Below are 26,093 nucleotides of genomic sequence, written 5' to 3'. Positions count from 1 at the left end.
ACTCCTTGAGCCGTCGCCGAGCTTCCGCTTTTGCGAGTTTTTCACCGCTCTCAGCGGCGGGCATTGCCTGGCGCGAAAGGAATGCCGGCAGGAAATGCCAGGGTTCCCATGTCGTGACGGCAACGGAATTCCCGCCGCGCGTCATCAGGCCACCTGTCGGCCACGGAAAATCACCCGATAAAAGGTGACCGCCACCGCCGCGATGCCTAGTGCGAGAGCCACTGACCGGTTATTTTCCGGCATTTCAGTGACAGGGATGGTTACGCTGGCCGTCGCTACGGCACTCGCCGTGGCCATAGCCGGCAAAGGCTTCGCAGTGAACGCATTGCTCTCTGCGAAGGCCGAAGTGGCCAACATCAGAGCACATGCGATTTTCACTGAAAATGACATCGTGGTTACAAACTAATCATATTGCTTAGACCGGAGCAAGCCTCAAAATTAGCCCGGCTCCAACGGTCCCCCCAATAGTGCGTTTCGCCTCCTTGGTCAGCCATATTGACGTGACAGTTGCGTCACTGGTCACTCTCGTTCATTCATCCATCATACGCGCCCTTTTCTCTGCTCCCCTCCATGCCATCTAACACTGAAAAATTTCGCACCGTCCGCATTGGTCTGGCGGGTCTTGGAAATGTCGGCATGGGGGTGTACAAGAACCTGGAAGCCAACGGCGGACTCCTGCGGGAGCGCACGGGATGCCATCTTCAGGTCACCAAAATTTCTGTGCGTGATCCGAAGAAGCCCCGCGATGGCAAAGTGCCCGCATCGCTCTTTGTGGGAAGCTGGCAGGAACTCGTGGCCGACCCGCAAGTGGACGTGGTCGTGGAACTCATCGGCGGCACCACGGAGGCGTTTGACCTCGTCTCGGCCGCCCTCCGCGCCCGGCGACCGGTGGTGACGGGCAACAAGGCCCTGCTCGCAGAACGCGGGAAGGAACTCTTCGCCCTCGCGGAGGCGAACCGGGTGCCGATCTATTTCGAAGCGGCGGTGGCGGGTGGCATCCCCATCATCCAGACCCTGCAGGAAGGCTTTGTGGGGAACCACATCCGCAGCATCTACGGCATCATCAACGGCACCTGCAATTACATCCTCACCCGGATGTCCCAGGCAGGTCTCAGCTATGAGACCGCGCTCGATGAAGCGCAGAAACTGGGATTCGCGGAGGCGGACCCCACGCTGGATGTCGGCGGCTGGGATGCGGCGCACAAGGCCATCATCCTCGCCTCCCTGAGCTATGGTTTCTGGATCAAGCCGGAGGATGTGTTCGTGCAGGGCATCGACAAGGTAAGCCTCACGGACATGAGCTTTGCCGATCGTCTGGGTTACACCATCAAGCTCCTCAGCGTGATCCGCGCGGATGCGGATGGGAAAGTAGAAGTGCGCACGCAGCCGTCCCTGGTGTCCAAGAGCCACGTGCTCGCCAACGTGGGCGGCGCCTTCAACGCGGTGCTGGTGAATGGCGACATCGTGGGAGAGACCCTCTTCTACGGCAAGGGCGCGGGACAGGACCCGACTTCCTCCAGTGTCATCAGCGACATCGCCGAAGCTGCCGCGACCCTCGTATATGGCTCCCGCCACAGCGGTTTCGTGCCGCACGGGTTGTATGGCAAGAGCAAGCCCGTGGATGAAACCGTTTCCAACTTCTATGTGCGCCTGACCGTGGAAGATACCCCGGGCGTGCTGGCCCAAGTGGCAAAGGTGTTGGGCGATCGCGGCATCGGTATCTCCTCCGTGATCCAGCCGGAAGACGACGGCAGCGACACCACCTCCCTCATCCTTATGCTTGATGATGCCACCCTGCGTACCATTCGTGAGGCCATCAACGAGCTCAAGCAACTCGCCTGCGTGCGCGAAGAGCCAAGCTGCATGCGTGTGGAGACGCTGGGGAGTTAGAACAAATTCCACTAGTTAAGCGGAGCCCATGTTCAAGGAGCGGCACTAGCCTGGTGCCGTCATGTAGCGTCGCTGCCGCATATGGGCTGGAAGCGTCCACAAAGCTTCCGAAAAAGTGGCTCCGCACCCTTGTTTGCCGACCACCGGCACTAAGGCTAGTGCCGCTCCATGCGAAGAGGCTGCGCCTCTTTAGTCCTTCGGGAAAATCCTTCCGCGATTCTCAAGCGACGGCAACAGGCCGGTCTTGTCCCATGTCTGCCCCTGGGGTGCAATGAGTTCGCCCGTGGTCACAATAAGACGGCCACCACCGCGCAGGTCGATGCCATTCTGGGTCATGCCCTTGCCGTAGGACTTGGTGCCCTGGCTCGCGCCGCGGGCGGTTTTGCTGGCCACCAGGGCGGCAATCACGAGTTCCGCGCCGCTGGCGGTGCCGGAATCCTGAAGCATGATCACCCCGGCAGGTTTGAATTCGCGGGGCTTGTTTGCGGAGATCACTTCATCCGGCTGTCCGCGGCGACGCACGGTGACGATGGGCTCTCCGGGCTCCATGAACATGCCGGCGAACTCCAGCGCCACATCAAGGTCACCTCCCGGGCAACCTTGGAAATCAATGGTCAGGGTGCTGCCGGTGCTCACCTGTGCGAGGGCTGCACGAGCTTCGGTGAGCAGCTCCTTGCTGAACTTCCGCACGCGCAGGATGAAGCTAGCCACTCGCTTCTCCGTCAGCACGCTCGGGGTGGAGAGTGTCTCCCGGGTGACCCGGATGGTCTGGGCTCTGCCAAAGGTGTGCTCCACGCGCAGGCTGACCTCAGTGCCCGGCGCGCCGCGAATGACGGCAGCGAGGTATTCCAGTGACCGTCCCTCCACCGGCTTACCATCCACACTGAGAAGCTTTTGCCCTGCCTTGACGCCCGCCGCCTCGGCAGGAGAGCCGGGCAGGGGATAGCAATAGAAGCCATCGTCCTTTTCCATGACGGACATCCCCACGGCGCTGCCGGTGGTCTTGCCCATCAGCTTCACGAGCTTCAACTCATCCGAGCGGACATAGCGGGTGTAAGCGTCGTGCTGCCTGCAATAGGCCTGCAACGCGCGCTCGGCGAGCTCACGCAGGGAAAGGCGCTGGCCGGGGGTGGACGCGATGCCCTGCAGGATGCGGATGAACTCAGCCTCCGCCGCGTCGTCAATCATGGTGGAGAGGTCCTTCTCCTGGCTCTTGGCGGACTCTCCCAATTGCGTCACCAGGCCCTTGAGCGCCTTTGTATAAATGATCGCCTTCGGTTCGGTCTTGTACGCGGACTTGGTGACGTAGTCCGTGACCTCGCGAATCAGGCTGGTGATGGTGGCAGGATCGTCACCCTCAGGCGTCTGGGCGTGAGTCCGTACCGGGGCATGAAAAAGGCTGGTAGCTAGAATGAGGCACCCGGCGAACCGCGCCCATTTCTGCCACCAGCCCTGAGATTCAATCATCAGACGGGAACCCGTGTGTTACCACGAGTTCTGTTGATTCTTCTTGCGAGCGTACTCGTCCTGAAGCGCGCTCGTGCGACCCTGCTGGTACGCATTGGAGCGTTCCAACTGGTTCAGACGGGCTTCACGCTCTTCGAGACGGTAGTTCGCCTTGGATTGGGACCAGCCGAAGAGACCACCCTGATTCGGGTCTCCTGTGGTTTCACAGGAGGTGAGCAGCAGGGAGGCGCCGACGGCGGCAAGGGAAAGGATGCTGGGAAGTTTCATGTTCGCAGTAGATGTATGTGATCGTCGCGGCGATTGTGACGGCCGGATTTACACGTCGATCTGATTGCCGAGATCGGCCAGGCGATCCTGGTTGCTGCTGAGGGAGGAGCGGGTGCTGCGCAGTTGAGTCACGCGGTTGCTCAGGCCGGAGCTGCCGGTCTGGCTGACGACGGAGGACTGCTCCTTGATTTCGGTGTCCACCACCTTGCCCTGCTCGCGGGACTCCTGCTGCAGAACCACCACGGCCTGCTTGATGTTGCGCATTTCAGCCTTGTTGCCGCTGGCCTTGGCGGACGCGTAGCGGGATTCCAGGTTGGAAATCTTGCTGGAGAGGGAGCGGTTGAAAGCGCGGGCGTTGGAGTTCACACGCTCAGCTTGGGCGATGCAGGCATCCAGCCAGGCTTCCTGGGAGGCATAACGGGCCTTTTTGCGGGCCACGTGGTCACCCACGGCCAGACCGGCAAGGCTGCCGATGCCGGCGCCAATCAGGGCACCTTCAAATCCACGGCCGCTCTGGTGACCGATGATACCACCGGCGAGGGCGCCGATTGCACCGCCAGCCAGCGTGCCTTCCGTACGGGTGCGGGTCTGGTCATCCTTGATGTTCGCGCAGCTTGTGACGAAAGCGAGGGCGGTGACGGCAGCGGTGGATCGGAGAAACAAGTTCTTCATGACGTGTTGACGACAGTGGTTGATTCGGGGGCTGTAACGCACGATGACGCGACGGCGACATTACCCAATGCTTCCGGCACAAAGCAAACAAAAAGACGTTTTCTTCACAACGCTGCTGCGCAAGAGTCCCCACCTGTCACCGCCAATCCTGCCCCCCGCTGAATGAACGGCCATATCACCCTCGCATTCCAAGGCGATCTCCGCGCCTTCGCGCTCGACAAAACCTCGACCAGCATCGGCAACTCACCCAGCGCGGATCTGCAATTGGCGGCAAAAGGCATCGAGTCTCTGCACGCGACCCTCGCGTGGGAACCCCGCGCCTCCTCCTGGCTGCTGAGCGCCGGGAGCCCCACCGCGCAAAAGTCCCTCCGCTTGAATGGCCAGCTTTTGTCTTCCGTTGCCTCATTGGAGGACGGCGACATTATCGAAATGCCGGATGTGTTGATCCGCTTCGGTCTCACGCCGATGACACCGCGCTTCCGCGGTGTGGAGACCAATGAGATTGTGCTCCGCGGCCTGAACAAGCTCGTGCTTGGCCGCGCCACTGGTGAACAAACGGCCGACCCCAAGGTGGAACTCGACAGCGAGGACGCGCGCGTTTCACGCCAGCACCTGGAGCTGGATCAAACCGAACCAGGTGTGGTCTTCGTGACGGACAAGAGCCAGACCGGCACGCTGCTGAATGGTCAACGCTTCGACCGACGCCAGCTCATTGTGGGCGATCGCCTGAAGCTGGGCAGCTACACGTTTGAATTCACCGGCACGTCCTTGCGCCGCGTGTCCGCTTTCGGTGGAGCCAAGGTGGAGGCGCGTAATCTGACCTTCACGCTTCAGAACGGACGCAACATCCTGAATCAAATCTCTCTCGACATCTCACCCTGCTCCTTCGTGGGGATTCTCGGGGGATCCGGCCAGGGCAAGAGTACGCTGATGAATGCGCTCTGCGGGGTGAACCCGGCAACAAGCGGTGAGAGTTACATCAATGGGGTGAAGCTGGGCGACCCCCGGCAGATGGCGGCAGCGGGCATTGGCTACGTGCCGCAGGATGACATCGTGCACCTTGAGCTGACGGTGACGGAAGCCATCACCTACAGCGCGCGCTTGAAGCTGCCGAGCGGCACGCCTCGCAAGGCCATTCGCGACCTCGTAGAGGAAACGATTGAGCGTCTGGGCCTCGCAGAACACAAGGAGAAGAGCATCTCCATGCTCTCTGGCGGCCAGCGCAAGCGCGTGAGCATCGCCACCGAGCTGCTGGCCAAACCGAGCGTGCTCTTCCTCGATGAGCCCTCCAGCGGTCTGGATCCGAAGACGGAATTTGATCTGATGTCTCTGCTGCGTCGACTCGCGGGCACCGACTGTACGGTCATCTGCACCACGCACGTGCTCGGTCGCGCGTATCTCTTTGACCAGCTTCTGTTTGTTCACGGCGGTCACATCATCTTCAACGGCACGCCGGATGAAGCGGTGGATTACTTCAAGGTGGAGAACGGCCTTGAGGAAATCTACCTGAAGGTCGGTGGTGATGAGACCCGCACCGGTGCGAACTGGCGTGATGAGTTCGAAGCCTCGCGTCCTGCCGCGAAGCCGCTCGCGTATCTCCCGCCGGCACAGGAGGACACCACGCAGCAGGTGAAGCCGAAGCGCGGACCGGGCTGGCTGCCCACGCTCATCATCCAGCTGCAACGTCAGTGGAGCATCCTGAAGGCGGACCAGCTGAACCTGCTCTTCCTGCTCGCACAGCCGGTGCTCATCGGCCTGCTCGTGGGCTGGGTGGCGGATGATGCGGTGCTGCGCACGTTCTTGTGCGTGGTGGCCACGCTTTGGTTTGGTTGCAGCAACGGTGCACAACAGATCGTGCGTGAGATTTCCATCTTCCGTCGTGAACGCGTCTGCGGCCTGGGATTGAATGCCTATCTGCAGAGCAAGTATGTCTTCTTTGCCATCGTCACCACGCTGCAGGCCTTGCTGCTCTACCTGGTGACACTCACCACGGCACACATCATCAATCCTTCCGACTTCAACACTGCGAAGTACATGGAGGTGATGACCACGCGCCTGACGCCGATCACGAACGCAGCGCCGGGGGTGGCGGCGCCCACGAGCTCCGCGCAGGCTCAGGTGGATGAGTTCGACATTGTCACGGAAGATACCAAGAGCAAACCTGAGGCCGCCCCGGCGCCCACGGCAACTCCCGCTGCGGAAGCCCCCAAGCCCAAGGGACCGGGCATCCTGATGACGACATTGCTTCGCGTGGCGAACTTCTTCGAAGCGGGACAGAACATCATGGACAGCACGGATCCCGGCGAGGGCCAGCCACCTTCACCCGACACGCAGGCGAAAGCAGTGAGCATCACTTTCCTGGTGCTCCTGCTGAAGTTCTCCGCGCTCTTCGCCGCGGCGATGGTGGGTGTGACCATCGGCCTGGCGATTTCCGGCCTGGTGCGCACCAGTACACAAGCCGTGATGTGGGTGCCACTGGTGCTCATTCCGCAGATCCTCTTCGGCGGATTCGTGGTGACGCGTCCGGAGATGACGCCCAGTGTGCGCATCGCGAGCGAGCTCGTTCCCAGCTACTGCGCCCAGCGCATGATGGATGTGGCCGGCATCTATGGCCAGATCACCCCACGCATGACGAACCGCACGAAGTACCCCGTCTTCCTCACGCCCACCGGTGAGCAGGAAGAAGTGACCTGGACCGAGGCCGGTGAAACCGCGACGGAGAAATATGACAAGGTCTCCGACTGGAACGTGAGCTGGCAGAACCTGATTGTTTTCCCCAACCGCGTGGGCCAACACCACAATGCCTTCCGCATCCAGCGCGGGGTGAAGAAGTACGACGAAAGCACCGAGCAGCGCAATGATGTGCGCTACAAGATGGGCACCCTGTACGGCTACACCGCACCTGCGATGACCTCCGCGACGATCCTGGGCATCTGGATTCTCGCGTGCTACGGCATTACGATCTGGGGATTGATTGGGAAGCAGAAAGGGAAATAGGAAGGAAACTTGCCCACTTCGTCTTCAAAGCGTATTCTCTGGTGATGATTGCACCGTCGGAAATCAAGCAAATGACCCTTCCTGAGAAGTTGGAGCTTCTCGAGGCAGTGTGGTCTGAGATTGCGAGTGATCCCGATCAAGTGGAAGTCCCTCAATGGCACAAGGACATTCTGGACGAGAGACAGCGTGCCTTCGAGGAAGGGCGTGATAAAGCGATCGACTGGGAAGAGGCGAAAAGACAGATTGAGAAGGCAATTCGATGAAATTGCAGATCCTCAAATCGGCCCGGGACGATCTGATTGAGGGTTTCCATTTCTACGAGGAGAGCCGAGCCGGATTGGGTGACTATTTCATTTCCTCGCTCTATTCAGACATCGAATCGCTAAGGATACTGGGCGGTATTCATCGCAGGGTATATCGCAACTTTTATCGCGCACTTTCCAAACGATTTCCGTTTGGCATCTACTACTCGATGGAAGGCGATGTCGTGGTAGTCAGGGCTGTGGTGGACTGCAGAAGAGCCCCTTCCTGGATCCGCGATCACCTCGGGAAAGCTTGAGGTGGTGCGCCTGATCTTGGGTCACTCCACACTGGATTTTTAGGCGATGATTGAGTAGCCATAGTACCATGTCCGCCGCCACGTCCACTGCGTCGCAGATGATCCGTTTCATGCGGCGGTACCCGTGGCGGGTGGCAGCAGGGGCGTTCATGGCGATTGCGGGGACGCTTCTCGGCTTTGTGTTCCCGGCGGTCACGCAGAAGTTCATCGATGACATCATCCCGAACCGGCGGCTTGATTTGATTCTGGGCGCGGCGGGGTTGGCTTTGGGCTCCTTCGCGCTGAAGCAGTTTTTTTACACGCTGCGCACGCTGGCGAACAATGCCTTCGAACTGCGCATGACCTATGACCTGCGCAGCGAGTTGCATCGCAAGATTCAACACCTCCCGCTGAAGTGGTTCGACCGGCAAAGCTCGGGCGACATCCTCACGCGCATGGCGGACGATGTGCCCAACACGCAGCGGGTGATTCTTGAGGGCATCGATCAGGGTCTGCCCGCGGTGTTGCAGGTGCTCCTCACGGGCGGGGTGATGTACTCCATCCATCCCAAGCTTGCGACCGTGGTGCTGATTCCCGTGCCGTTTATCATTGCCGGCGGATGGATATACGCGCGATGGGTTTCACCTCGTGCCACCAAGGCGCGCGAAGCAGCGAGCGGCCTGAGCACCTTGTTGCATGACAACATCGCCGGCATCCGTCAAATCAAGAGCTATACGCTGGAGCAGGAGAAGCAGGAGGACTTTGATGAATCCAGCGGTGCCTATCGAGATCAGCAAACCAAGCTGCAACGCGCATGGTCCATCTATGGTCCCGGCATGGGGTTCCTGGGCGATTTGGGCGTGGTGTTGCTCATGGGATTCGGCGCGTACTGGTGCATCCAGGATATGCAAGCGCTGGATGCGCTACGTACTTCCGCTGTGAATGCGGAAGCACTGAAGAACTTTGAAGCCAATGCCCTGACCATCGGCAAGCTCAGCCAGTTCCTGCTGCTGATGGGCATGTTCTACGAGCCCATCGGACGTCTGCACGGCGTGAACCAGACCTTTGTGAACGGCCTCGCCAGTGCGAAGCGCATCTTCGATATCCTCACGCTCGGTGGCGCGGAGGAACTGCATCACGGAGACGCGTTGAAGGAGGTGAAAGGCGAGATTCGCTTCGAGGACGTGAGTTTCCGCTACGATGAGCACCGACCCACGGTGGAGCACATCAACGTATTGGTGAAGCCACAACAAACGGTCGCCATCGTCGGCGCCACCGGGGCGGGGAAGAGCACGCTCTTCCAATTGCTCACACGCTTTTACGATCCGGACAGCGGCGAGATTCTGCTCGATGGAAAATCGATTCGATCCCTGAGCAAGGTGAGCCTGCGTGACTCCATCGGCTACGTCACGCAGGAGAGTTATCTCTTCAACCAGACGATCCGGGAGAACTTGAAACTCGGAAAACCCGACGCCACGGATGAGGAGTTGTGGCAGGCATTGCGTCTCGCGTGCGCCGCCGATTTCGTGGAGAAGCTGGATGGCAAGCTCGATGCCACGGTGGGTGAACGCGGCTCACGCTTGAGCGGTGGTGAGAAGCAGCGCATCTCCATCGCTCGCGCGTTCTTGAAAGATGCCCCCATCCTCCTGCTCGACGAAGCTACCAGCGCGGTGGACACAAAGAGCGAGCGACTCATCCAGCAGGCCATTGATGAACTGCGCAGGGATCGCACATGCCTCGTCATCGCACATCGCTTGAGTACGATTCTGCATGCCGATCAAATCTACGCCATGCGCTCCGGCCAGGTTGTGGATCATGGAACGCATGACGAGCTCATGAAGAAGTGTCCGTACTACGCGGAACTGGTGGCATTGAGCTTCCAGGAGGAAAAGCTGGCGGAGTAGGTGTGAGTCGCTCGCTATTGGGAGGCGTAGTCATGAAACAATGTCGCACCGGCATGTTCTGCTCAAAGCCGCCCACCACCGCCGCCCGCTATATTCGGACGCGCAGGAGCGCATCCCTACCGTCCCTTTGTAAGAAACGACGTTCTCGTCTGGAGCGAGTGGCGATTCAGGAGCTCCGATGCATTTTTTCCAAACCAGCGACACTGCAGAAGCGACCTCGCTTGCCACCTTCCTTGACGTGAACGTCCCTTCAAAAAAATGCGGTAGGGATGCGCTCCTGCGCGTCCGAATATAGCGGGCAGCGGTGGTGGGTTAGAATGCCAATCGTCCCTGACGGGTAACACCACGCCTTTCGCTTGGGCGTGCCTTGAACTCCTCTATACTGCCATCAGCCCTGACCCCATGGAACTGATCCTCAACGAAGCCACCTATACCGCCGTGATGGGCCGTGTGCTCCCCGCGGCGCGACGGGTGTTGTGGATCGTGACGGCGGACTTGAAGGATCTGTTCGTGGATAATGGCACCGGGCGCTTCGTGCCCTTCCTCGAAATGCTCGCCGGGAAGCTGCGCGAAGGTGTAGAGGTGCGGCTCATCCATGCGAAAGAGCCCGGCCCTCGTTTTCGCGAAGACTTTGACCAATATCCCGAGTTTGTGCGCAGCGATCTCTTCGAGCGCATCCTGTGCCCCCGCATGCACATGAAGTGCATCATTGCCGATGATCGCATAGCCTATGTCGGCAGCGCCAATCTCACCGGCGCCGGCGTGGGCGCGAAATCACCGCATCGACGCAATTTCGAAGCGGGTTTCATCACCGAAGACCGCGACCACATCCGCGAACTGATGGCGTGGCTGGACGACTTTTACGTGGGAGAGTTTTGCGAGAAGTGTCAGCGCCGGGAAGTTTGCCCTAGTCCGATCCGGTGAAGGCGAGGTAAAATGCCAGCACGACACCGCCAAAGTTTTGTTTCCATGGAAACATCGGACAGCTATCGTCCCGTATTTCACTCAAATGCATGGGTGATATTGATAGTCGTCGTCGCGTACTTGTGTGCCTACTCTGGCTACCGAATCTTCGGTCCAGTGAAAGCAGATTACGGATTCAGTCGAAGGACCAAGAGCCTTGTGACCACCATCGATCCTGCGACTGGAAAGGCCAGTACCATGGTCCGCATCTCAACGGCATGCGGTTCTGGGCCACCCAGAATGCGTGCCGACACGAGCACCAGCGATGAAAAATTCGCAGCCACTCTTTTCTGGCCAGCCCTGAAGGCGGAAGAATCCGTGCGGAAAATCATCTACCGGTGGCAGCGGGGTTGACGCGGCCGCCTAATCGCGCCTGGCACCCTACTTCCTTCCCTCAAGCTCTTCATGAATCCAAGAAGGATCCCGCCGCAAATCCAAAACCGCGAAGACTCTGACATCTACATCACCTTCATCGTAGTAGATGCCAAAAGGAAAGCGGCTTGCAGCATTCGGTGAAAGCCCTCACGGATTGGGTGGATGCCATGCAGCTGCGCCAAACTTTCGATATCGGATACCAGTGACTCCACAAAATATGAGCCAATTCCTGACTCGCTGGCATCGTAGAACTCCCGTCCGATCTCAAGATCCTCAGCCGCTTTTTCAAGAACGATAACGTTCCTCATTTGGAAGCACCCCGGAGTCGCCTCTTCAATTCATCAAGCGACAAGAACCGACCTTGACCCGCCTCAACCTTAGCCCGTCGCGCGGCGAGCACCCGGGCATGCCACGCAGGGGTAGCGACCTGATGTCCACCATCCTTTGCAAGGGACTTCCAAAGCAGCTCCATCGCTTGAAGCCGCTCCTGAGTCGTCATATTTTCGATGTCGGCTGGTGCCAAAGCGCTCACGGATTCTGTTAATTAGTTACCACGTGTTGCCAGCGACCGCAAGCAACACACTACTACCTCACCCCACACGGCACCAGCATCGCATCCGTCATGCCGTGCAGGATCTTTTTGTCTGCCGGCACGATGGTCGCGAGCACGCCGCTGAGTTTCGCTTCGTCTCCCAGCACAAAATAATAAGGGCACAGGCGCACACGGCCCTGCATCATCACGGACTCCTGCTTTGCCTCATCCCACACCGGGTGTGCGATCACGCGACCACGATGGAACCGTTGCATGAGATGGGGATTCGTGGGGAAGGCAGCCAGCGCTTCATCAATGGAGGCGGCCCAGCCTTCCGTGGAGAGGTCATGACCGATGTTCACGCCACGTGAACCCCAACTTTTCTCGGACCAGCCGCTGATCTTGATGACAAGCTCGCGCTCCTTGTTGCCGAACTTCTTCATCTCCTCCCACGATTGGATACCCAGGCGCGGCCACTCGGCATGCAGCGGCAGCTTCACGGGATCCAACACCCAGCCGTAGGGAATGCACTGCTTCAGGAGGGCGAGATGTTCCGGCGTGAGCGCCTGCTCCCACCACTCCTGCAGGGCGGGTGACCAGAACAGTCCGAGCCACAGCTTCTCCTCCAGGAAGGGCTTCACGGGAGGCGTGATTCGCACCTCCCCCTTCTCCGCCATGGCGAGGAGTTCCGCGCTGTGCTCCACGTTATCCAGATCCCAGAGCTCGAAGAACCGGTAAATATCGCGCCCTGCCAGCTCGCTCGGCGGCAGCTTCCAGGGGTTGAGCACGGCTCCCGCAGGCAAACCCTTCTCGCGGATGCGCCCATTCAGCCATTCCATTTCCGGCTGATATCCCTGAGACTCGCGCGAAACCAGGATGTCATTTCCGGGATAGGCCTTCGCAAATCCCTCCACCATGCCGGAAGCGCCGCCCACAATATTCTCGCCGAGCGCGGCATAGGTCTCGCCAAGCCAGCCGGTGAGGCCGATGCCGCCGGGGAGGTTGTCGAGTTCCGTGATGCTCAAACCGGTCTCCGTGAGGATGAGGTCCGGGCGGATGACACGTGGCACTTCCTCGCGCCAGCGCTCCTGCCTTCCCAGAGCGACCATGCGCTCCGGCTTGCCCTGATCGAGAAGACGCGCCACCCAGGCATGCGGACCGCCTTCCGCAGATTCGAAGTAGAGCCGGTTGCAGGCCCGCTGGAATGCCAGCGCCGCCGTACCGAGGGCCTCCATGGTCCGCACTTGGGCTTCATCCAGCGGAAAGGGTTCCGGAGACACGCGCCATTCCTTTCCCTCAAACATGCCGCCCTCGGGCATGGAGTCCCTCACATGGCGGACTCGTTCGAGGGGCGTTTCGGAAGTGGAAGGCATAAGTGCGGGCATCGTAGAGAAACCCGGCAAAGGCACAACGCGGAATGCGAAATGTGCAATCTCGGGCTCCGGATTGGGCCATGGGATACGCACGACGATGCGCCGAAGGTTGCGAATCGCACTCTGCATGGATCCTCATGCGCTTCTCACTTGACTCCGCCTGCCCTCGCACTTCCCATGCCCGCCGCATGATTCGCGCACGACTTTCCCTGGCCGCACTGGCGGCGACCTGTCTACTCTTGCTGAGCTCCTGCCTCGACTACGAGGAAGACTTGACCATTCACAAGGATCTGTCCGGGGAGGCCAAGGTCAGCATCACGCTGCCGGACACGCTGATTTCCACGTACGCCAAGGTCAGTCCGGAGTTCGACGAGGCCAAGCTGAGGGCGCGGTTTGATGCCATGAGCGGCGTGAAACTGCTGAGCTATTCCAAGAACAACGACCGCCGTCCCGTGGTGAAACTGCACATCAGTTTCTCCTCCCTGGAGAAGCTGAATGATGCAATCGCGGCGAACAAACCCGCTGGCATCCTCGCCGGTCAGTTCACGGTCACCAAGGCAGACGGAAAGACCCGCATCGTGCGCAAACTGGGAGTGGGGGATCCGGTCTCCGACCTGCCCCAACAAAACTGGGTGCAGTACAAGACGCACTTCGACGGGAAAATCTCGGGCACCAACTCCGGTTTCTACGACCAGGCGAACAGTGATGTGCGGTACCGCTTCAAGCTCACGGAAATCCTCGCCAACCAACCCACCCAGGAAACCGAACTGGCGCGCGCGCTGCCGTGGCTGTGGATCTTCATCACCCTGGTAGTCGTGGCCGCCGCTGCCTATTATGGATGGGAACTGACGAAGAAGAAGAAAGTGGTGGTCCACCCCCAGCCTCTCCATGCCACCCGCGCCTCCGCTGTAGCGCCCACAGCCGCGGCATCTCCGGTAGCAACGCCGACCCCTGCCACGCCCGCACCCGCGAAACCTTCGGTCCCGCCAGCCGCGAACAAGCCAGCCCCAGCCCCGGCTCCCGCCCCTGCACCAGCAACACCCCAGCGGCCTGCCGGTCCTCCGCGTCCGCAACGCCCGGGTCCTCCCCAGCGGCCCGGCCCCGGCGGCCCTGCAGCATCATAGGGAAAAAGGTTCCCGCAGAACCAATCAATTCACGCCTTGCCATCATGGCGCGGACTCTCTAGTCTCCGCGCCATGCCAGCCGAGACCAACCCAATACCATCGGGACAATGGGAGAAAATTGCCCAGCATCCCGGCTTTGCGGAGCTGAAGCGTGCCAAGCTCCGCTTCATCATCCCGGCCACCATTTTCTTCATGGTGTATTACATGGCACTGCCGGTGCTGGTCGGGTTCTTCCCTGAACTGATGAAGAAGCCCGTGTGGGGCAAGGTGAACTGGGCCTACCTCTTCGCCCTCTCCCAATTCGTCATGACCTGGGTCATTTGCGGCCTGTACGTCCGCGCGGCGCGGCGCTGGGACAAGATGAACGCCGAACTGCTCAACTCCGTTATCAAGGACTGATCCATGCTCGCCTTTACCATCACCCCAGCCTTGGGGATGTTCCTCGCCTTCGTGGCGCTCACACTCGTCATCACGTATTTCAGTGCGAGAAAGGCGACCGGTTCGGCCGCCTACTTTGCCGCAGGCCGCTCCATCACCGGCTGGCAGAATGGTCTTGCCGTCGCTGGTGACTACATGAGTGCCGCCAGCTTCCTGGGGATCTCCGGCATGATCTGCCTCAAGGGTTACGACGGCTTCATGTACTCCGTGGGATTCCTCGTGGCGTATCTGACGGTGCTCCTGCTGGTCGCCGAACCGCTGCGCAATGCGGGCAAGTACACCATGGCAGACCTGCTGGCCTACCGCATGAAGCAGCGCCCGGTGCGCGCCATGGCCTCGCTGAGCACGCTCACCGTTTCCACCTTCTACATGATCGCGCAGATGGTAGGCGCAGGAGGGATCATCGAGCAGCTCATCGGGGTGCCGTTCGCTCCCGCGGTGATCGGGGTGGGTGTTCTCATGCTGGTGTATGTGGTCTTCGGCGGCATGCTCGCCACCACGTGGGTGCAGATCATCAAGGCCATCCTCCTCATGGGGGGCGCCTTCGCACTGAGCTACATGGTTCTTGCGAAGCATGACTTCAGCTTTGCCACCTTCTTCGAGCACGTTTCGAAGGCAGACTACGCCGGCACGAAACCTCCGGTGAACCTGCTCGACCCGGGCATGAAATTTGGCCATACGGAAGCCAATCCCTGGGGACACTGGGACTTCATCTCGCTGGCATTGGGTCTCGTGCTGGGCACCGCCGGTCTGCCACATATCCTTGTGCGCTTCTACACCGTGCCGGACGCAAAGACTGCGCGCAACAGCGTGGTGTGGGCCACGGCCATCATCGGTGTCTTCTACGTGCTCACCACGTTCTTTGGTTTTGGCGCGGCCACCCTGCTCAAGATCACCAGCATCCCTGCTGAAGTCACCGCAGGACACATCCCGCTGGATGCCAAGGGCCTTCCCAATGGAAACATGGTGGCGCCCACACTGGCCCACGTCCTGGGTGGTGAAATGTTCTTCGCCTTCATCAGCGCCGTCGCATTCGCCACCATTCTCGCGGTGGTCGCCGGTCTGACGATGAGCGCCAGCACCTCCTTCGCACACGACTTCTACACGAACGTGATTCACCACGGCAAAGAGAAGACCGTGGGTGAGGAAGTACGCGTGGCCCGTATCACCGCCTTCTTCGTGGGAGCGGTCAGTATCGGTCTAGCCATCAAGCTGGGCTCCAGTGTGAATGCGGCCATGCTGGTGGGCCTCGCGTTCTCGGTGGCTGCCTCCGCCAACTTACCGGTGATTCTCTTCTCCGTGTTCTGGAAGCGCTTCAATACCACGGGCGCCGTCTCAGGCCTGGGCGTGGGTCTCGTCGCCTCCATTGTGCTCATCCTCCTGAGCAAGAATGGACTCTTCGATGCCAAGACCGCTCCTTTCCCGCTGGAGAATCCCGGCATCGTGAGCATCCCGCTCGGATTCCTTGGCGCCTGGCTGGGCACACTGCTCTCCGCACGCGATCCAGATGCGGAAGCGAAGTTCACCGAGCTGAGCGTCCGCGCGCAGACCGGCCTCGGCGCGGAAAAGGCTTCCTCGCATTGATCGGATTTTAATCGCGAAAGCGAGGTTCTCGTTCATACCGCGCAAGCGCGGAAGTGTGCCGGGAACTTCACATGGCGTAGATGTTGCAGCCCTCCGGTGGTTCACCGGAGGGTTTGCGTTTCATATGGGGGAGATCATGAACTCTCCCCTCGTGAAGATAGTGCGGCGGAGAAAACGCCGTCGCCTGCCGACCACCATGAAAATGTGGCCGGACATCACCCTGCTATGCAAACACATGGCAGGCACCTTTCGTCGTCGTGCGCGATTGATCATCGCCATCACGTTGTTCGTGCTCCTCGCCATCGGTTTCCTTTTGCTGCCGAAGGACAGCGAAGTGCTGCGCGCGCTGCAATTGAAGCATGTCCCCAACAAGGAGCTGCGCCAGGACCTGAAGGATCTCTCCGGAGACATCGGCGAGTGGGGTGACTTCGCCGGATACAACCTCGTGCTCGTCGTGGGTCTCTGGCTCGGAGGGCGCGCCTTCCGTTCGCGTTATTTCCAGCGGCTCGCGGTGGCGAGCATGCTGTGCGCGATTTTCGCCGGCGCGGTGGCCAATGTGTTTCGCTTCACGGTGGGGCGGCCACGTCCGCGCGCCATCGAGCGCGATGGTGTGAGGGACGGCATCTACGGTCCACAGGTGCGATGGAACTACAATTCCTTCCCCTCTGGTCATACGGCCACGGCGTTTGGCTCAGCCATTCCCCTCGCGGTGGCCATGCCGCCCGTGGGGGTGCCGGCCTTGATCGCGGCCGGCGGCGTGTGCTGGGCGCGCATGTATGGCAACCAGCATCACCCTTCGGACGTGGCCGTGGCCATCTGGCTGGCGGTGCTCTTCGGCGTGCCTTTGGGTCTGGCGGTACGACGTACCAGACACATCCGTGCTGGCGATGGACCGGATGGCCCCACGGAGGAAGAGGAGGAGCAACTGCAGGACATGGAACCCACGGAGGGTGTCCTCCCTGTCCCCGTGACTTCCCCTTCACCGCTTGGCGCCGTCGTCTTGAGCAGTGGCAGTGAGCTCCGCTCTTGAAGATTTCGGCGGCGACTTCCGCACAAACACCCGCACGGTGACCCAACTGCTGCGGGCGGCGTTGAAGCCGCTGGAATCCGTCCAGTCGTAGTCCGTACTCACCGCCTGGGTGAGGGCGTCCACTTCCTTCTGGAAATCGCGAGCCGCTTTCGGATGCTCGTCTTTCGTGGCACTGGTGAGGCACTTCCACCAGTGGGCCAGAGTCCACTCGGAGATCTGTGTGACGACCACGCCCGTGCGCGGCTGTTGCATGCGCTCGCGGACACGATCGATCTTGGAGAGCATGGTCCAGGGATGGTCCGAGTAGAAGACCAGGCACGGCTCCGTGTACTGCCACGCGAGGGCATTCGACTCCTTGGGAAGCCCGCGCAGCACCGGTGCCATCTGGACGATCGGGTGAATGGAACGTAGCGAAGCACCAAACACCGCGAGCCCGAACACCAGCGCGGCCAGCGAAAATCCGGCCAGTGTCCAGCGACGCCACACCGCCGCCGCGCCCAACGCGGCAAGCGCACCCAACATGACGGCACCGCTGGTGATCATCAGGCGCAATGCCGGTTGTGGCACCAGGCCGCCCACCCACACCGCAGTGATGATGCCCACGGACAGCAGGGCAAACACGCCAAGGTACGAAGCACCGAAAGAGCCCAGCTTCGCCGGAACGGTTGACCGCTTCTGTTCCGCATCGGCCATGGTCAGGCCCAGCAACACAAAGAACCCTGCAAAGCCCGGCATGGTGTAGTGCGGAAGCTGGGTCGCGTAGAAGAGAAAGATCAGCTGCGGGGCGGCGAACCATGCCACGAGCAGCGCACGAGGGGCATCCCAGTGGGAGCGCACATGACGCCAGATCCTGGGGAGGAACACCATCCACGGCAGCAGGCTGAGGAAGGCGCTGATGAGGTAGTAGCCAGGCAGGATGGTGCGGCCGTTGAATGCCTGGGTACCGCGCTTCACCACATGCTCACCCATGCCCACATTCCAGAATTTTCCTTCTGTCTGAACGAGAGCCGGAATGCCCCACGCGGCCACGATGGCCAGCGCCAGCACCACACCAGCGCCGAGGCCCAGCTTGCCCCACGGCACCGGCTTTCTCCAGAAGGCCACACGGTACAGCACGAGCGCGAGCGCGGGCACCAGCAGGGCAATGGGCCCCTTCGCCAGGAAACCGAGACCCAGTGATACCCACAAGATCCACCACCACTTGCTGAACGGCCGCGCCTTGTCCGGGGGTGAAAGCAGAATCTTCGATAGCGCCAGCATGGCCAGTGAAACGCAGAACACCATGGGCATGTCCGCCACGCAGAGCCGTCCATGGATGAGAGCTTGGAGTGATGTGATCCATCCCACCGCCCCCCACCATCCGGCGGCGCGCCCCCCGAGATCGTTCCCCAGGCGGAAGATCACCAGTGCCACCAGCCACACGGAAAGCACCGAGTGCATACGCGCGGCGAGCTCATTGAATCCCAACAGGTGAAAATGCAGGCGCATCCACCAGTAGGTGAGCGGGGGTTTGTCGAAACGAAAGCCGACTTCCACCGCGCTGCGTCCCTCCTTCATCAGCGCGACTCTCTGCGCGTCTGTTTGGGCAGGATCGGAATTGAAATACGGCAGGACCCACGAACCCCGCTGCATCATCTCCGCCGTGGCGCGCGCGAAGCGCGGCTCATCGCGATCCATCAGCGGGATGGATCCTGTGCCCGGCAGATACAGGAGCAGTGTCAGCGCGAGGAGCACCAGCCAGGCGTGGCGGCTGGTCAGGCGGGACCAGAGGGCGCTCATGAGAAGCGCTGCCACGCGAACAGGCAGCGGACGGTGAGGGTGAAAATGACCGGCATGGCAGGTGCACGCCTTCCATGCGGCACGCGTCCACGGGTGCAATTGACGATCCCGTCACTTTGTCAGGAGACGGCGCTTTCGTCGTTCATTGAGCGCGGCCAGCCAGAGGCATACGACCACCAACGCGACCGAAAGAAGGAGCACCTGCCAGGGCGAGAGTGTGTGGCCAATGGCTTCCGTGAGCGTCTTTCCCGTGAAGGGAATGGAGAACAGAATCAGCAGGTGGGAGACATAGACAAACAAGGACTCTCTCCCCGCCAGCAGCAGCCATTGCGGCGCGAACCACCTGGCCATGCCATGCATGACCGCCGCGATGAGGCACACCCAACCGAGTCGCTCGGCAAAGAATGACGGATGCGTATAGGACCACGAACTGGGTTCAAACATGTAACCGCTGGCAACCAGCAATGCGGAAAGCGGCACAAACCACTTCCACGAGGGCTCCCAGCGGCTGGCCAGACAACCGGCGGCAGCAAACCCAAACCACGGGAAGAGCGGGAACAGCGAGCCGGTGTCGTGATTCAGCCACGCATCAAGAAACCAGAATCCCGTGTGCCACGTGCCCGCCAGAGGTGCCAGGAACACGGCCAATCCACCGGCTGCTACCACCAGCAACTCAAACCATCGCACTCCGGCAATGCCCATGCTCAGCAGCAGCGCGAGGCTCGCCGCGAGACATTGCAGGGCATCCACCTGCAGGAAGGTCTTCCAGCTCTCGGAGCCGAAGTCACCCTTCAACCAATATGCGAGCGGCAGATGCAGCAGGTAGCCGATGAGCAAGACGATCCCCAAACGGTGCCAGCGGTGGAAGCCACCCACCGGCTTCTGTTCGCGGTGCGCTCGACGGATGGCCAGGCCCTGCACATAACCGGCAATCCAGAAAAACGAGGGCGCCACCAGACCACTGTAGGAACTGAACTCATGCCGCCACCCCGTGTTCTCATAGACTGGGTGGAGAAAGGCATTCATCACATGCGTGACCAGCATGCCCACCACGGCAAGACCCCGCATCAGATCGATCCAGGAAAGTCGCGAGGTGAGAACGGGCATTGCTGCCTGCTACTGCTTGGATTCCCAGGGCCGCGCAACTGGAAAGAAATCCCTCTGGATACCACGGAGAAAAATCGCGTAACGTATTTCCAGATTTGCTTCTGAGGGACGCATATGAACACATCACCGCCATCAGGCAGCCCTCCGGGAGCGAAGAAATGCGTGCAATGCGGCGCGCTGCTGCCTCCGGGCCGACTGGAAGGCCTGTGTGCCGCCTGCCTCTTGCAGCAAGGCGTCATGACGGATGCACCCACCAGGGGCGGCGCCTCATCCTTCGAGCCACCGTCGATTGCGGAAGTCGCGCGGCTTTTCCCGCAGCTGGAGATTCTCGCGTTCATCGGGCGGGGCGGCATGGGCGCTGTGTACAAGGCACGCCAGCCGGCACTGGATCGCTTTGTGGCGCTGAAGCTCCTCGCCCCGCAGCGCACGGATTCCGGTTTTGCAGAGCGATTTGGACGCGAGGCCCGCGCGCTGGCGAAGCTGGTGCATCCGAACATCGTGGCCGTGCACGACTTCGGCCAGGTGGAGGGGTGGAACTACATCATCATGGAGTTCGTGGATGGCGTGAATCTCCGGCAGCTCGAGCGCGCCGGCCGTCTCTCGCCACGCGAGGCACTCCAGATCGTGCCCCAGGTGTGTGATGCCCTGCAGTTCGCGCATGACAACAGCATCGTGCATCGCGACATCAAACCGGAGAACGTGCTGATGGACACGCGCGGCCGCGTGAAGATCGCGGACTTCGGCATCGCGAAGCTGCTGGAGCGCTCCGAGAACGATCAGTTCATGACCGGCGCGCAGGAGGTGATGGGCACGCCGCACTATATGGCGCCCGAGCAGGTGGAGCGTCCGCAGGAGGTGGATCACCGTGCGGACATCTACTCACTGGGCGTGGTCTTTTACGAGTTGCTCACCGGTGAACTGCCGCTCGGGAAATTCCAACCTCCCTCACGGAAGGTCATGGTGGATGTGCGCCTGGATGAAGTGGTGCTGCGCGCCCTGGAGAAGGCACCTGAGCTACGCTACCAAACTGCCTCGGAATTTGGCACCGAGGTGGAGACGGTGAGATCCACGCCACAAGCCGCGGAAGCTGAAGAGCCGGAACAGGAACAAGAACAAGAGCGCGAAATCACCTTGAATGAGCAACTTTGGAAGGCCGTTCCTCTGGTGGCCATCCTGATGGTGTTCTTCAATCCCTGGGGATTCAGGGGGTGGTGGTACTTCGCGGGAGGCTGTGCGGTGCTCGCGGTGCTGCCCCCCATCACGCTTCCGAGTTCACCCAGTGCCCAGCACCGGCGGGAACTCTATCGCTTGATGGGATTCCGTACCCAGTGGGGTCAGTGGTGCCTCAGCCTGAGCTGGCTTGGGTTCCTCGGCTTTTTGGGCTTCATCGAAGGATGGGAGTGGATGCTCGGGTTCCTGGGATTCTTCGGCTTCATGGGGCTGGCAGTGTTTGCGGAGCTCATTGCGCGGCGATGGGAACCCGCGCCCGTAACCACCCCTGAGTCATCCGGGCGTCGCCGCTCTCTCGTCCGCCGCATCCTTCATAAAACTCTGGTCACCCTGGTCGTGGTCGTCGTGATCGGGGGCGTGATTCGCACGGTCCTGGTGGAGCCTTTCCGCGCTGCCACGAATGCCGCCGCGCCGGAGATCCCCAAGGGCAGCCACATGCTCGTGTGGAAGATCGCGACTCGGTTCTCCCGCGGAGATCTGATTGCCTACCGCTACCAGGGCGTGGTGTGCGTGGGCCGAGTCAAAGCAGTCCATGGCGATGAATTCACGGTCGCGCACTACAATCGGCCCGACGTCATCATTTCAAGTGGAGCGGTGGTGGGCCGCGTGGTCAGCGTCTACTGGCGGGCACCCATGCCAGCAGAGAGTGATGCGGCTGCCACCATCTTTGGTCCCACGATGGAGCGTGTATTGCCGGCACCAGGGCCGGGTGTTCCCTCTGTTCTGTCCTTTCGCAATGGCGACCTGTATTCTCCTCCCCGTTCGGTCTCGGAAAAGTTTGAGCGTGGGGAAGCCATCCTTTCTCCAGAGAATCTGAAATGGCTGCGCGATGCCGATGGCGATGTGGTGATGCAGTCCTCTCTCGATGGCTCTCTGCGCCTGATTGAGGCTGTGGCCATGAAGCCCGCGGTGAATGGACGCACCTTCAAATGGGATGACATCACGCCCGAGGAAGTGGAACGCTTTGTGAGTCAGGCGGACTGGGAACGCAAGCAATACACACAGGATGGCAGCAGCGGCTTCATGGCGACCACGGCGTTCTCACCTGAAGTGCTTTTCTTCGTCACCCGGCGCGGCACCAAGGGCGTGCTGGAAATCTTCCCCATGGCTCTCGGTGACCGCAACGTGAAGATCCGGTACAAGATGCTCACGACCCCGTCCCTGTATCCCAACGCGCCCGACTACCCTTCCGCACACTGATCTGATGATGCCCACCGGAGCGCACACCATTCCACCCGGCGACATGTTCGCCACCACACGCTGGACCATGGTGCTGGCCGCGGGACAGCGCAGCACACCGGAGTCTGACCTGGCACTGGAAGAACTGTGCCGCACGTACTGGTACCCGCTCTATGCGTATGTGCGGCGTCGTGGCCACACCAAAGAAGACGCGGAAGATCTCACGCAGGCATTCTTCGCGCGCCTGCTGGAGAAGAATTCCCTTGAGGGACTCAGCAGCGAGCGCGGGAAGTTTCGCGCCTTCCTGCTGGCCGCGCTGAAACATTTCCTGGCAAACGAATGGGACCGCGCCTCGCGGCAGAAGCGGGGTGGGGGATCCGTGCATCTCTCGCTGGATTGGGAGAGCGGCGATGAACGCTACCAGTGCGAGGTGGTGGATACGCTGAGCCCCGATCTCCAGTATGACCGCGCGTGGGCCGTGACCCTTCTGGAGCGCGTGGTGGCCCGATTGCGTGACGAGCATGCTGCGGAACAGAAAGCAGAACTGTTCGATGCCCTGAAACCCTTCCTCACCATGGAAAAGGGCGCGATTCCCTACGCTACAGTAGCAACAACATTGGGCATGAGCGAAGGCGCAGCACGAGTTGCAGTGCATCGCCTGCGGCAGCGTTATCGCGAAGTGTTGCGCGCCGAGATCGCCCAGACGCTGGCCGATCCTTCCGCCGTGACGGAGGAACTGCAGGCGCTGTTTGCCTCCTTTGCCAGTTGAGCCTGCAGATCCTGGCGGCACGGATTGCGATTGCGCGATCTCTTATTTGAAACGTGTTTCGCCTCGACCGAAGGGGAATCGCAGCCGTATTTCCGTCGTGCCGCGACTTCGACTTCGCAGCGCTGACAATCTCACCATCCAAACACAGCCTTCATCCCCCTCTTCCATCATGAGCACCAAGGTCAAAGTAATCTTCTACAGCCTGTACGGACACATCTACCACATGGCGGAGGCCATCGCGGCCGGCGCACGTGAAGCGGGTGCCGAAGTGGAACTCCTGCAGGTGCAGGAAACGCTCTCCGACGACATCATCGCCAAGATGGGTGCCACCGAGGCGAAGAAAGCCTTCGCCCATGTGCCCATCGCGGATCCGAAGAAACTCGGGGAAGCGGATGCCATCATCTTCGGCACCGGCACGCGCTTCGGCAGCGCCACGGCACAGATGCAGGCCTTCTTTGATGCCACTGGCTCCCTCTGGACCACCGGCGCACTGGTGGGCAAGGTGGGCGGCGTCTTTTCCTCCACGGCCAGCCAGCACGGCGGCCAGGAAACCACGCTCATCAGCATGCAGACCTTCCTCTTCCACCAGGGTATGGTGGTGGTGGGCGTACCCTATGCCGCGCCGGAGCTGCTGAACATGAAGGAAATCACCGGTGGCTCCCCCTATGGCTCCACGACCATCACGGGTCCCCAAGGTGAGCGCCTGCCAAGCGAAAACGAACTGGCCATCGCCCGCTACCAGGGCAAGCACACCGCACAGATAGCGGCGAAGGTGGCGGCGAAGTAACGCCTCCGGCAGCACTCGCGCCCAGGATCGTGGCGCTGCGGTCACTACACCGCAGCGCCGGACGGGCGGTGAGAATCAGCGCCTCACCAGCGCAATCACGATGAAGGCGATCCCAATCAGGTAGCCGAGCGTCAGCAATCCACCGACCACGACACCGATCCAGGCGTGTACCTGGCCACGCACGTGCGGTTCCAGCTTGGCTTTCTTCAGCCCCTTGAGCCCGAGAAAGAAGGCCGGTATCGCGCAGAAAAATCCGAAGACTGGAATCAATGCGGCCACTGCAAGATAATAGGCCGTGAGCGCAGGACCATTCTTATATGGGATGAGACCACCGGTCGCATCGCCCTGCAAGCCCTGCAGCAGGGCAGCGACTGTCGTGGGTGTATTCGACCCCTGCGGCCAGACAAGGTCCGTGGCCAGGAGCTGGCCCGTCTGCGCCATGGCGCGCACCTGAGTGATGTCGTAGGGACCGTACTGCTCCGTGTGTCGCTGGATGGTGTAGACCATGGATCAGACAATAGGCACGTCGGCGTGATTGCAACCGCATTGAGAAAATCACAACCGCCGGAGCCATCCCTTCATCGCTTCATCACAAACGCGAGGATCAAGATCAGGTACATCAGCGTCAGAAAGCTGCCGACACACACACCGACCATGGCATGCATGCGCTCCCGGCTCTGGGGCTCCGCCCGGGTGGCCTTCAGTCCCTTCAAACCAAAGTAAATGGCTGGAATGGCGCAGAAGAGACCCACTCCCGGAATCAAACCGGCAGCGGCGAGGAAGAAGGAGGTGAGCGCCGGTCCCTTTTTGAACACAGGGGCGGCGGCGGGAGCTGGAGCCACCTCCACGCCCTGCAGGAGCGCGCCCACCGTGGTGGGTACAGAGGTCCCCTCCACCCACACCAGATCCGTGGCGGAAACTTCACCCGCATCGGCCATGACACGCACCTGGGCCAGGTCAAAAGGACCGAGCTTCTCCGTCTGACGCTGAATCGTGTAGGCCATATCGACGATCTTAGGCAATCACGCACCATTGCAACCTCATTGGAACAAACTTTGCTGTGGACAAGGCGCAGCTCTTCGGCTGTTTTGGCGCCATGTACTACGTAGGAAAGAACGGACAACAGACGGGCCCCTTCACTCTTGATCAAGTGAAGGCCAAGTACGCCACTGGCGAAATCCTGCCCACGGATCTCGTCTGGAAGGAAGGCACCGCCGACTGGAAGCCGGCCAGCAACTTCACTGAGTTCTCCGCTCCGGCCGCCATCACGCCCAGCTACCAGTCAGAGTCCGCGCCCGGTCCCGTAACGCCATCCTACCTTCCCCAGTCCGCCGCGCCCACTTCCTACGTTCCCGGCCCGGGAGGCGCGATGGCCCCGGCGGCCAAGATTCCCAATTACCTGGTCTGGTCCATTCTCTCCACGCTCTGCTGCTGCCTTCCCTTCGGCATCGTGGCCATTGTGTTCTCCGCCCAGGTGAACAGCAAGCTCGCCGCCGGTGACGTCGCAGGCGCCATGGCCTCCTCCGAGAAGGCCAAGATGTGGTGCTGGATCGCCTTTGGTTGCGGCCTGGTCACCAACGCCATCGCGTTTGTCGTAAATTTCATGGCGGCATCGCAGCAGGCGGCGTCCGGCATGTAAGTGCAAGCAAACTGGCAAGCCATGGTGCTCAAGCCCCGTGTGGCCTTGGTGCTGGCGATCACCGTCGGAATGGTGATCGCCGCCACAGCGTTGTATCAGAATCCCCCGGGCTCCTCGTGGATCACGCCCCCGTGCATGATGCACAAGTACACCGGCCTGCACTGCCCCGGCTGCGGCTCCACGCGCGCCACCTACGCGCTGCTGCACGGTGATGTCCTCGGGGCGCTGAAGAAAAACATCATCTTTGTCATCGCGCTGCCTTTCCTGCTCTGGTGGATCGCGCGATCGACGTGGCGCTGGATCCACAACCGCCCCTCACCACCGGACACCCAGGCCCGGCTGGATTTTCAGAAGCGCCTGAGCTGGGCGCTCGTGGTCATCGTGATGCTGTTCTCCGTGTTCCGCAATCTCCCCTGGGCGCCCTTCAACTGGCTCGCGCCGCACTGACG

Annotated in this window: 25 protein-coding genes; 16 read left to right on the top strand and 9 right to left on the bottom strand. The window is 60.9% G+C overall.

From position 1 onward, the window contains the following. Nucleotides 1-184: 184 nt before the first annotated feature. Together G5S37_RS31380 and G5S37_RS31375 are read left to right on the top strand one after the other, a co-directional pair. Nucleotides 185-406 carry a hypothetical protein gene (locus G5S37_RS31380; protein WP_165210791.1) on the top strand — a complete coding sequence of 74 codons (222 nt, stop codon included), beginning with the start codon at nt 185-187 and terminating at the stop codon, nt 404-406. A 164-nt stretch (nt 407-570) separates the two neighbouring features. Then, the gene (locus G5S37_RS31375) at nt 571-1,890 is read left to right on the top strand and encodes a homoserine dehydrogenase (protein ID WP_165210788.1); all 1,320 of its coding nucleotides are present in this window, start codon (nt 571-573) and stop codon (nt 1,888-1,890) included. A gap of 189 nt (nt 1,891-2,079) precedes the next feature. Here G5S37_RS31375 and G5S37_RS31370 read toward each other — a convergent pair whose 3' ends face one another. The 3 genes from G5S37_RS31370 to G5S37_RS31360 are packed head-to-tail and all read right to left on the bottom strand — an operon-like array spanning nt 2,080 to nt 4,296. Continuing rightward, nucleotides 2,080-3,357, bottom strand: a complete 1,278-nt coding sequence (locus G5S37_RS31370) for a S41 family peptidase (RefSeq protein WP_165210785.1) — start codon at nt 3,355-3,357, stop codon at nt 2,080-2,082. Between the two features lie 18 nt (nt 3,358-3,375). Continuing rightward, nucleotides 3,376-3,624: a hypothetical protein gene (locus G5S37_RS31365; protein ID WP_165210782.1), complete on the bottom strand. Its 249-nt coding sequence runs from the start codon at nt 3,622-3,624 to the stop codon at nt 3,376-3,378. A 48-nt stretch (nt 3,625-3,672) separates the two neighbouring features. Continuing rightward, nucleotides 3,673-4,296, bottom strand: coding sequence for a YMGG-like glycine zipper-containing protein (locus G5S37_RS31360; protein WP_165210778.1), 624 nt, complete (start codon nt 4,294-4,296; stop codon nt 3,673-3,675). A gap of 162 nt (nt 4,297-4,458) precedes the next feature. Between G5S37_RS31360 and G5S37_RS31355 the strand changes: the two genes are divergently transcribed. The 5 genes from G5S37_RS31355 (at nt 4,459) to G5S37_RS31335 (ending at nt 10,659) form a co-directional block, all read left to right on the top strand. Beyond that, a complete protein-coding gene (locus G5S37_RS31355; RefSeq protein ID WP_165210775.1) occupies nt 4,459-7,293 on the top strand; it encodes an ATP-binding cassette domain-containing protein in 2,835 nt (944 codons plus the stop codon). Nucleotides 7,294-7,337: 44 nt separating this feature from the next. Beyond that, nucleotides 7,338-7,556, top strand: coding sequence for an addiction module protein (locus tag G5S37_RS31350; protein ID WP_165210772.1), 219 nt, complete (start codon nt 7,338-7,340; stop codon nt 7,554-7,556). Further along, nucleotides 7,553-7,852, top strand: a complete 300-nt coding sequence (locus G5S37_RS31345) for a type II toxin-antitoxin system RelE/ParE family toxin (protein ID WP_165210769.1) — start codon at nt 7,553-7,555, stop codon at nt 7,850-7,852. The genes G5S37_RS31350 and G5S37_RS31345 overlap by 4 nt, the downstream gene beginning before the upstream one ends. A gap of 68 nt (nt 7,853-7,920) precedes the next feature. After that, nucleotides 7,921-9,735: an ABC transporter ATP-binding protein gene (locus G5S37_RS31340; RefSeq protein ID WP_165210766.1), complete on the top strand. Its 1,815-nt coding sequence runs from the start codon at nt 7,921-7,923 to the stop codon at nt 9,733-9,735. 402 nt (nt 9,736-10,137) lie between these two features. Beyond that, the gene (locus G5S37_RS31335) at nt 10,138-10,659 is read left to right on the top strand and encodes a phospholipase D-like domain-containing protein (protein ID WP_165210763.1); all 522 of its coding nucleotides are present in this window, start codon (nt 10,138-10,140) and stop codon (nt 10,657-10,659) included. A gap of 497 nt (nt 10,660-11,156) precedes the next feature. Here G5S37_RS31335 and G5S37_RS31330 read toward each other — a convergent pair whose 3' ends face one another. Both G5S37_RS31330 and G5S37_RS31320 read right to left on the bottom strand, forming a co-directional pair. After that, nucleotides 11,157-11,381, bottom strand: coding sequence for a hypothetical protein (locus tag G5S37_RS31330; protein WP_206026239.1), 225 nt, complete (start codon nt 11,379-11,381; stop codon nt 11,157-11,159). Between the two features lie 277 nt (nt 11,382-11,658). Beyond that, on the bottom strand, nt 11,659-12,978 hold the full coding sequence (locus G5S37_RS31320; protein ID WP_165210757.1) for a hypothetical protein: 1,320 nt from the start codon (nt 12,976-12,978) through the stop codon (nt 11,659-11,661). Nucleotides 12,979-13,115: 137 nt separating this feature from the next. Here G5S37_RS31320 and G5S37_RS32450 point away from each other — a divergent pair, with 137 nt between their 5' ends. From G5S37_RS32450 to G5S37_RS31300, 4 genes are all read left to right on the top strand, one after another. Further along, on the top strand, nt 13,116-14,102 hold the full coding sequence (locus G5S37_RS32450; protein ID WP_206026238.1) for a hypothetical protein: 987 nt from the start codon (nt 13,116-13,118) through the stop codon (nt 14,100-14,102). 72 nt (nt 14,103-14,174) lie between these two features. Further along, complete coding sequence (locus G5S37_RS31310) at nt 14,175-14,501, top strand: DUF485 domain-containing protein (RefSeq protein ID WP_165210754.1); 327 nt, start codon at nt 14,175-14,177, stop codon at nt 14,499-14,501. Between the two features lie 3 nt (nt 14,502-14,504). Next, nucleotides 14,505-16,124 (top strand): sodium/solute symporter, encoded by a 1,620-nt coding sequence (locus tag G5S37_RS31305; protein WP_206026237.1) that lies wholly within the window; start codon nt 14,505-14,507, stop codon nt 16,122-16,124. Nucleotides 16,125-16,260: 136 nt separating this feature from the next. Continuing rightward, on the top strand, nt 16,261-17,154 hold the full coding sequence (locus G5S37_RS31300; RefSeq protein ID WP_165210750.1) for a phosphatase PAP2 family protein: 894 nt from the start codon (nt 16,261-16,263) through the stop codon (nt 17,152-17,154). Here the strand turns inward: G5S37_RS31300 and G5S37_RS31295 are convergent. Further along, nucleotides 17,104-18,933, bottom strand: a complete 1,830-nt coding sequence (locus tag G5S37_RS31295; protein WP_165210747.1) for a glycosyltransferase family 39 protein — start codon at nt 18,931-18,933, stop codon at nt 17,104-17,106. The genes G5S37_RS31300 and G5S37_RS31295 overlap by 51 nt on opposite strands. A 111-nt stretch (nt 18,934-19,044) precedes the next feature. Then, nucleotides 19,045-20,040 carry a heparan-alpha-glucosaminide N-acetyltransferase domain-containing protein gene (locus G5S37_RS31290; RefSeq protein ID WP_165210744.1) on the bottom strand — a complete coding sequence of 332 codons (996 nt, stop codon included), beginning with the start codon at nt 20,038-20,040 and terminating at the stop codon, nt 19,045-19,047. A 114-nt stretch (nt 20,041-20,154) separates the two neighbouring features. Between G5S37_RS31290 and G5S37_RS32445 the strand changes: the two genes are divergently transcribed. The 3 genes from G5S37_RS32445 (at nt 20,155) to wrbA (ending at nt 24,005) form a co-directional block, all read left to right on the top strand. Then, nucleotides 20,155-22,470, top strand: coding sequence for a serine/threonine-protein kinase (locus G5S37_RS32445; protein ID WP_206026236.1), 2,316 nt, complete (start codon nt 20,155-20,157; stop codon nt 22,468-22,470). Between the two features lie 4 nt (nt 22,471-22,474). Beyond that, entirely contained in the window at nt 22,475-23,218 is a 744-nt protein-coding gene (locus tag G5S37_RS31280) for a sigma factor (protein WP_240914757.1), read from the top strand. A 169-nt stretch (nt 23,219-23,387) separates the two neighbouring features. After that, nucleotides 23,388-24,005, top strand: coding sequence for an NAD(P)H:quinone oxidoreductase (gene wrbA, locus G5S37_RS31275; RefSeq protein ID WP_165210741.1), 618 nt, complete (start codon nt 23,388-23,390; stop codon nt 24,003-24,005). A gap of 75 nt (nt 24,006-24,080) precedes the next feature. Here the strand turns inward: wrbA and G5S37_RS31270 are convergent, their stop codons facing one another. Then, entirely contained in the window at nt 24,081-24,512 is a 432-nt protein-coding gene (locus G5S37_RS31270; protein ID WP_165210738.1) for a DUF4339 domain-containing protein, read from the bottom strand. A 71-nt stretch (nt 24,513-24,583) separates the two neighbouring features. Beyond that, nucleotides 24,584-25,009 (bottom strand): DUF4339 domain-containing protein, encoded by a 426-nt coding sequence (locus G5S37_RS31265; RefSeq protein WP_165210735.1) that lies wholly within the window; start codon nt 25,007-25,009, stop codon nt 24,584-24,586. 56 nt (nt 25,010-25,065) lie between these two features. Between G5S37_RS31265 and G5S37_RS31260 the strand changes: the two genes are divergently transcribed. Then, nucleotides 25,066-25,644: a CD225/dispanin family protein gene (locus G5S37_RS31260; protein WP_206026235.1), complete on the top strand. Its 579-nt coding sequence runs from the start codon at nt 25,066-25,068 to the stop codon at nt 25,642-25,644. 21 nt (nt 25,645-25,665) lie between these two features. Continuing rightward, nucleotides 25,666-26,091 (top strand): DUF2752 domain-containing protein, encoded by a 426-nt coding sequence (locus G5S37_RS31255; protein ID WP_165210729.1) that lies wholly within the window; start codon nt 25,666-25,668, stop codon nt 26,089-26,091. Nucleotides 26,092-26,093: the final 2 nt, after the last annotated feature.

The sequence above is a fragment of the Roseimicrobium sp. ORNL1 genome, from assembly GCF_011044495.1.
Classification (GTDB): domain Bacteria; phylum Verrucomicrobiota; class Verrucomicrobiia; order Verrucomicrobiales; family Verrucomicrobiaceae; genus Roseimicrobium.
The sequence above is the reverse complement of the archived record's forward strand: the minus strand, read 5'-3'. Positions and strand labels throughout refer to the sequence as shown.

Bases quoted from the DNA above. Each gene is read 5' to 3' on its own strand.
- G5S37_RS31355 (WP_165210775.1), top strand. From the start codon at position 4,459: ATGAACGGCCATATCACCCTCGCATTCCAAGGCGATCTCCGCGCCTTC.
- G5S37_RS31375 (WP_165210788.1), top strand. From the start codon at position 571: ATGCCATCTAACACTGAAAAATTTCGCACCGTCCGCATTGGTCTGGCG.
- G5S37_RS31330 (WP_206026239.1), bottom strand. From the start codon at position 11,381: ATGAGGAACGTTATCGTTCTTGAAAAAGCGGCTGAGGATCTTGAGATC.
- G5S37_RS31295 (WP_165210747.1), bottom strand. From the start codon at position 18,933: ATGAGCGCCCTCTGGTCCCGCCTGACCAGCCGCCACGCCTGGCTGGTG.
- G5S37_RS31265 (WP_165210735.1), bottom strand. From the start codon at position 25,009: ATGGCCTACACGATTCAGCGTCAGACGGAGAAGCTCGGTCCTTTTGAC.
- wrbA (WP_165210741.1), top strand. From the start codon at position 23,388: ATGAGCACCAAGGTCAAAGTAATCTTCTACAGCCTGTACGGACACATC.
- G5S37_RS31320 (WP_165210757.1), bottom strand. From the start codon at position 12,978: ATGCCTTCCACTTCCGAAACGCCCCTCGAACGAGTCCGCCATGTGAGG.
- G5S37_RS31310 (WP_165210754.1), top strand. From the start codon at position 14,175: ATGCCAGCCGAGACCAACCCAATACCATCGGGACAATGGGAGAAAATT.
- G5S37_RS31305 (WP_206026237.1), top strand. From the start codon at position 14,505: ATGCTCGCCTTTACCATCACCCCAGCCTTGGGGATGTTCCTCGCCTTC.
- G5S37_RS31290 (WP_165210744.1), bottom strand. From the start codon at position 20,040: ATGCCCGTTCTCACCTCGCGACTTTCCTGGATCGATCTGATGCGGGGT.
- G5S37_RS31300 (WP_165210750.1), top strand. From the start codon at position 16,261: ATGAACTCTCCCCTCGTGAAGATAGTGCGGCGGAGAAAACGCCGTCGC.
- G5S37_RS31345 (WP_165210769.1), top strand. From the start codon at position 7,553: ATGAAATTGCAGATCCTCAAATCGGCCCGGGACGATCTGATTGAGGGT.
- G5S37_RS31360 (WP_165210778.1), bottom strand. From the start codon at position 4,296: ATGAAGAACTTGTTTCTCCGATCCACCGCTGCCGTCACCGCCCTCGCT.
- G5S37_RS31365 (WP_165210782.1), bottom strand. From the start codon at position 3,624: ATGAAACTTCCCAGCATCCTTTCCCTTGCCGCCGTCGGCGCCTCCCTG.
- G5S37_RS32450 (WP_206026238.1), top strand. From the start codon at position 13,116: ATGCGCTTCTCACTTGACTCCGCCTGCCCTCGCACTTCCCATGCCCGC.
- G5S37_RS31350 (WP_165210772.1), top strand. From the start codon at position 7,338: ATGATTGCACCGTCGGAAATCAAGCAAATGACCCTTCCTGAGAAGTTG.
- G5S37_RS31280 (WP_240914757.1), top strand. From the start codon at position 22,475: ATGATGCCCACCGGAGCGCACACCATTCCACCCGGCGACATGTTCGCC.
- G5S37_RS31370 (WP_165210785.1), bottom strand. From the start codon at position 3,357: ATGATTGAATCTCAGGGCTGGTGGCAGAAATGGGCGCGGTTCGCCGGG.
- G5S37_RS31270 (WP_165210738.1), bottom strand. From the start codon at position 24,512: ATGGTCTACACCATCCAGCGACACACGGAGCAGTACGGTCCCTACGAC.
- G5S37_RS32445 (WP_206026236.1), top strand. From the start codon at position 20,155: ATGAACACATCACCGCCATCAGGCAGCCCTCCGGGAGCGAAGAAATGC.
- G5S37_RS31335 (WP_165210763.1), top strand. From the start codon at position 10,138: ATGGAACTGATCCTCAACGAAGCCACCTATACCGCCGTGATGGGCCGT.
- G5S37_RS31340 (WP_165210766.1), top strand. From the start codon at position 7,921: ATGTCCGCCGCCACGTCCACTGCGTCGCAGATGATCCGTTTCATGCGG.
- G5S37_RS31255 (WP_165210729.1), top strand. From the start codon at position 25,666: ATGGTGCTCAAGCCCCGTGTGGCCTTGGTGCTGGCGATCACCGTCGGA.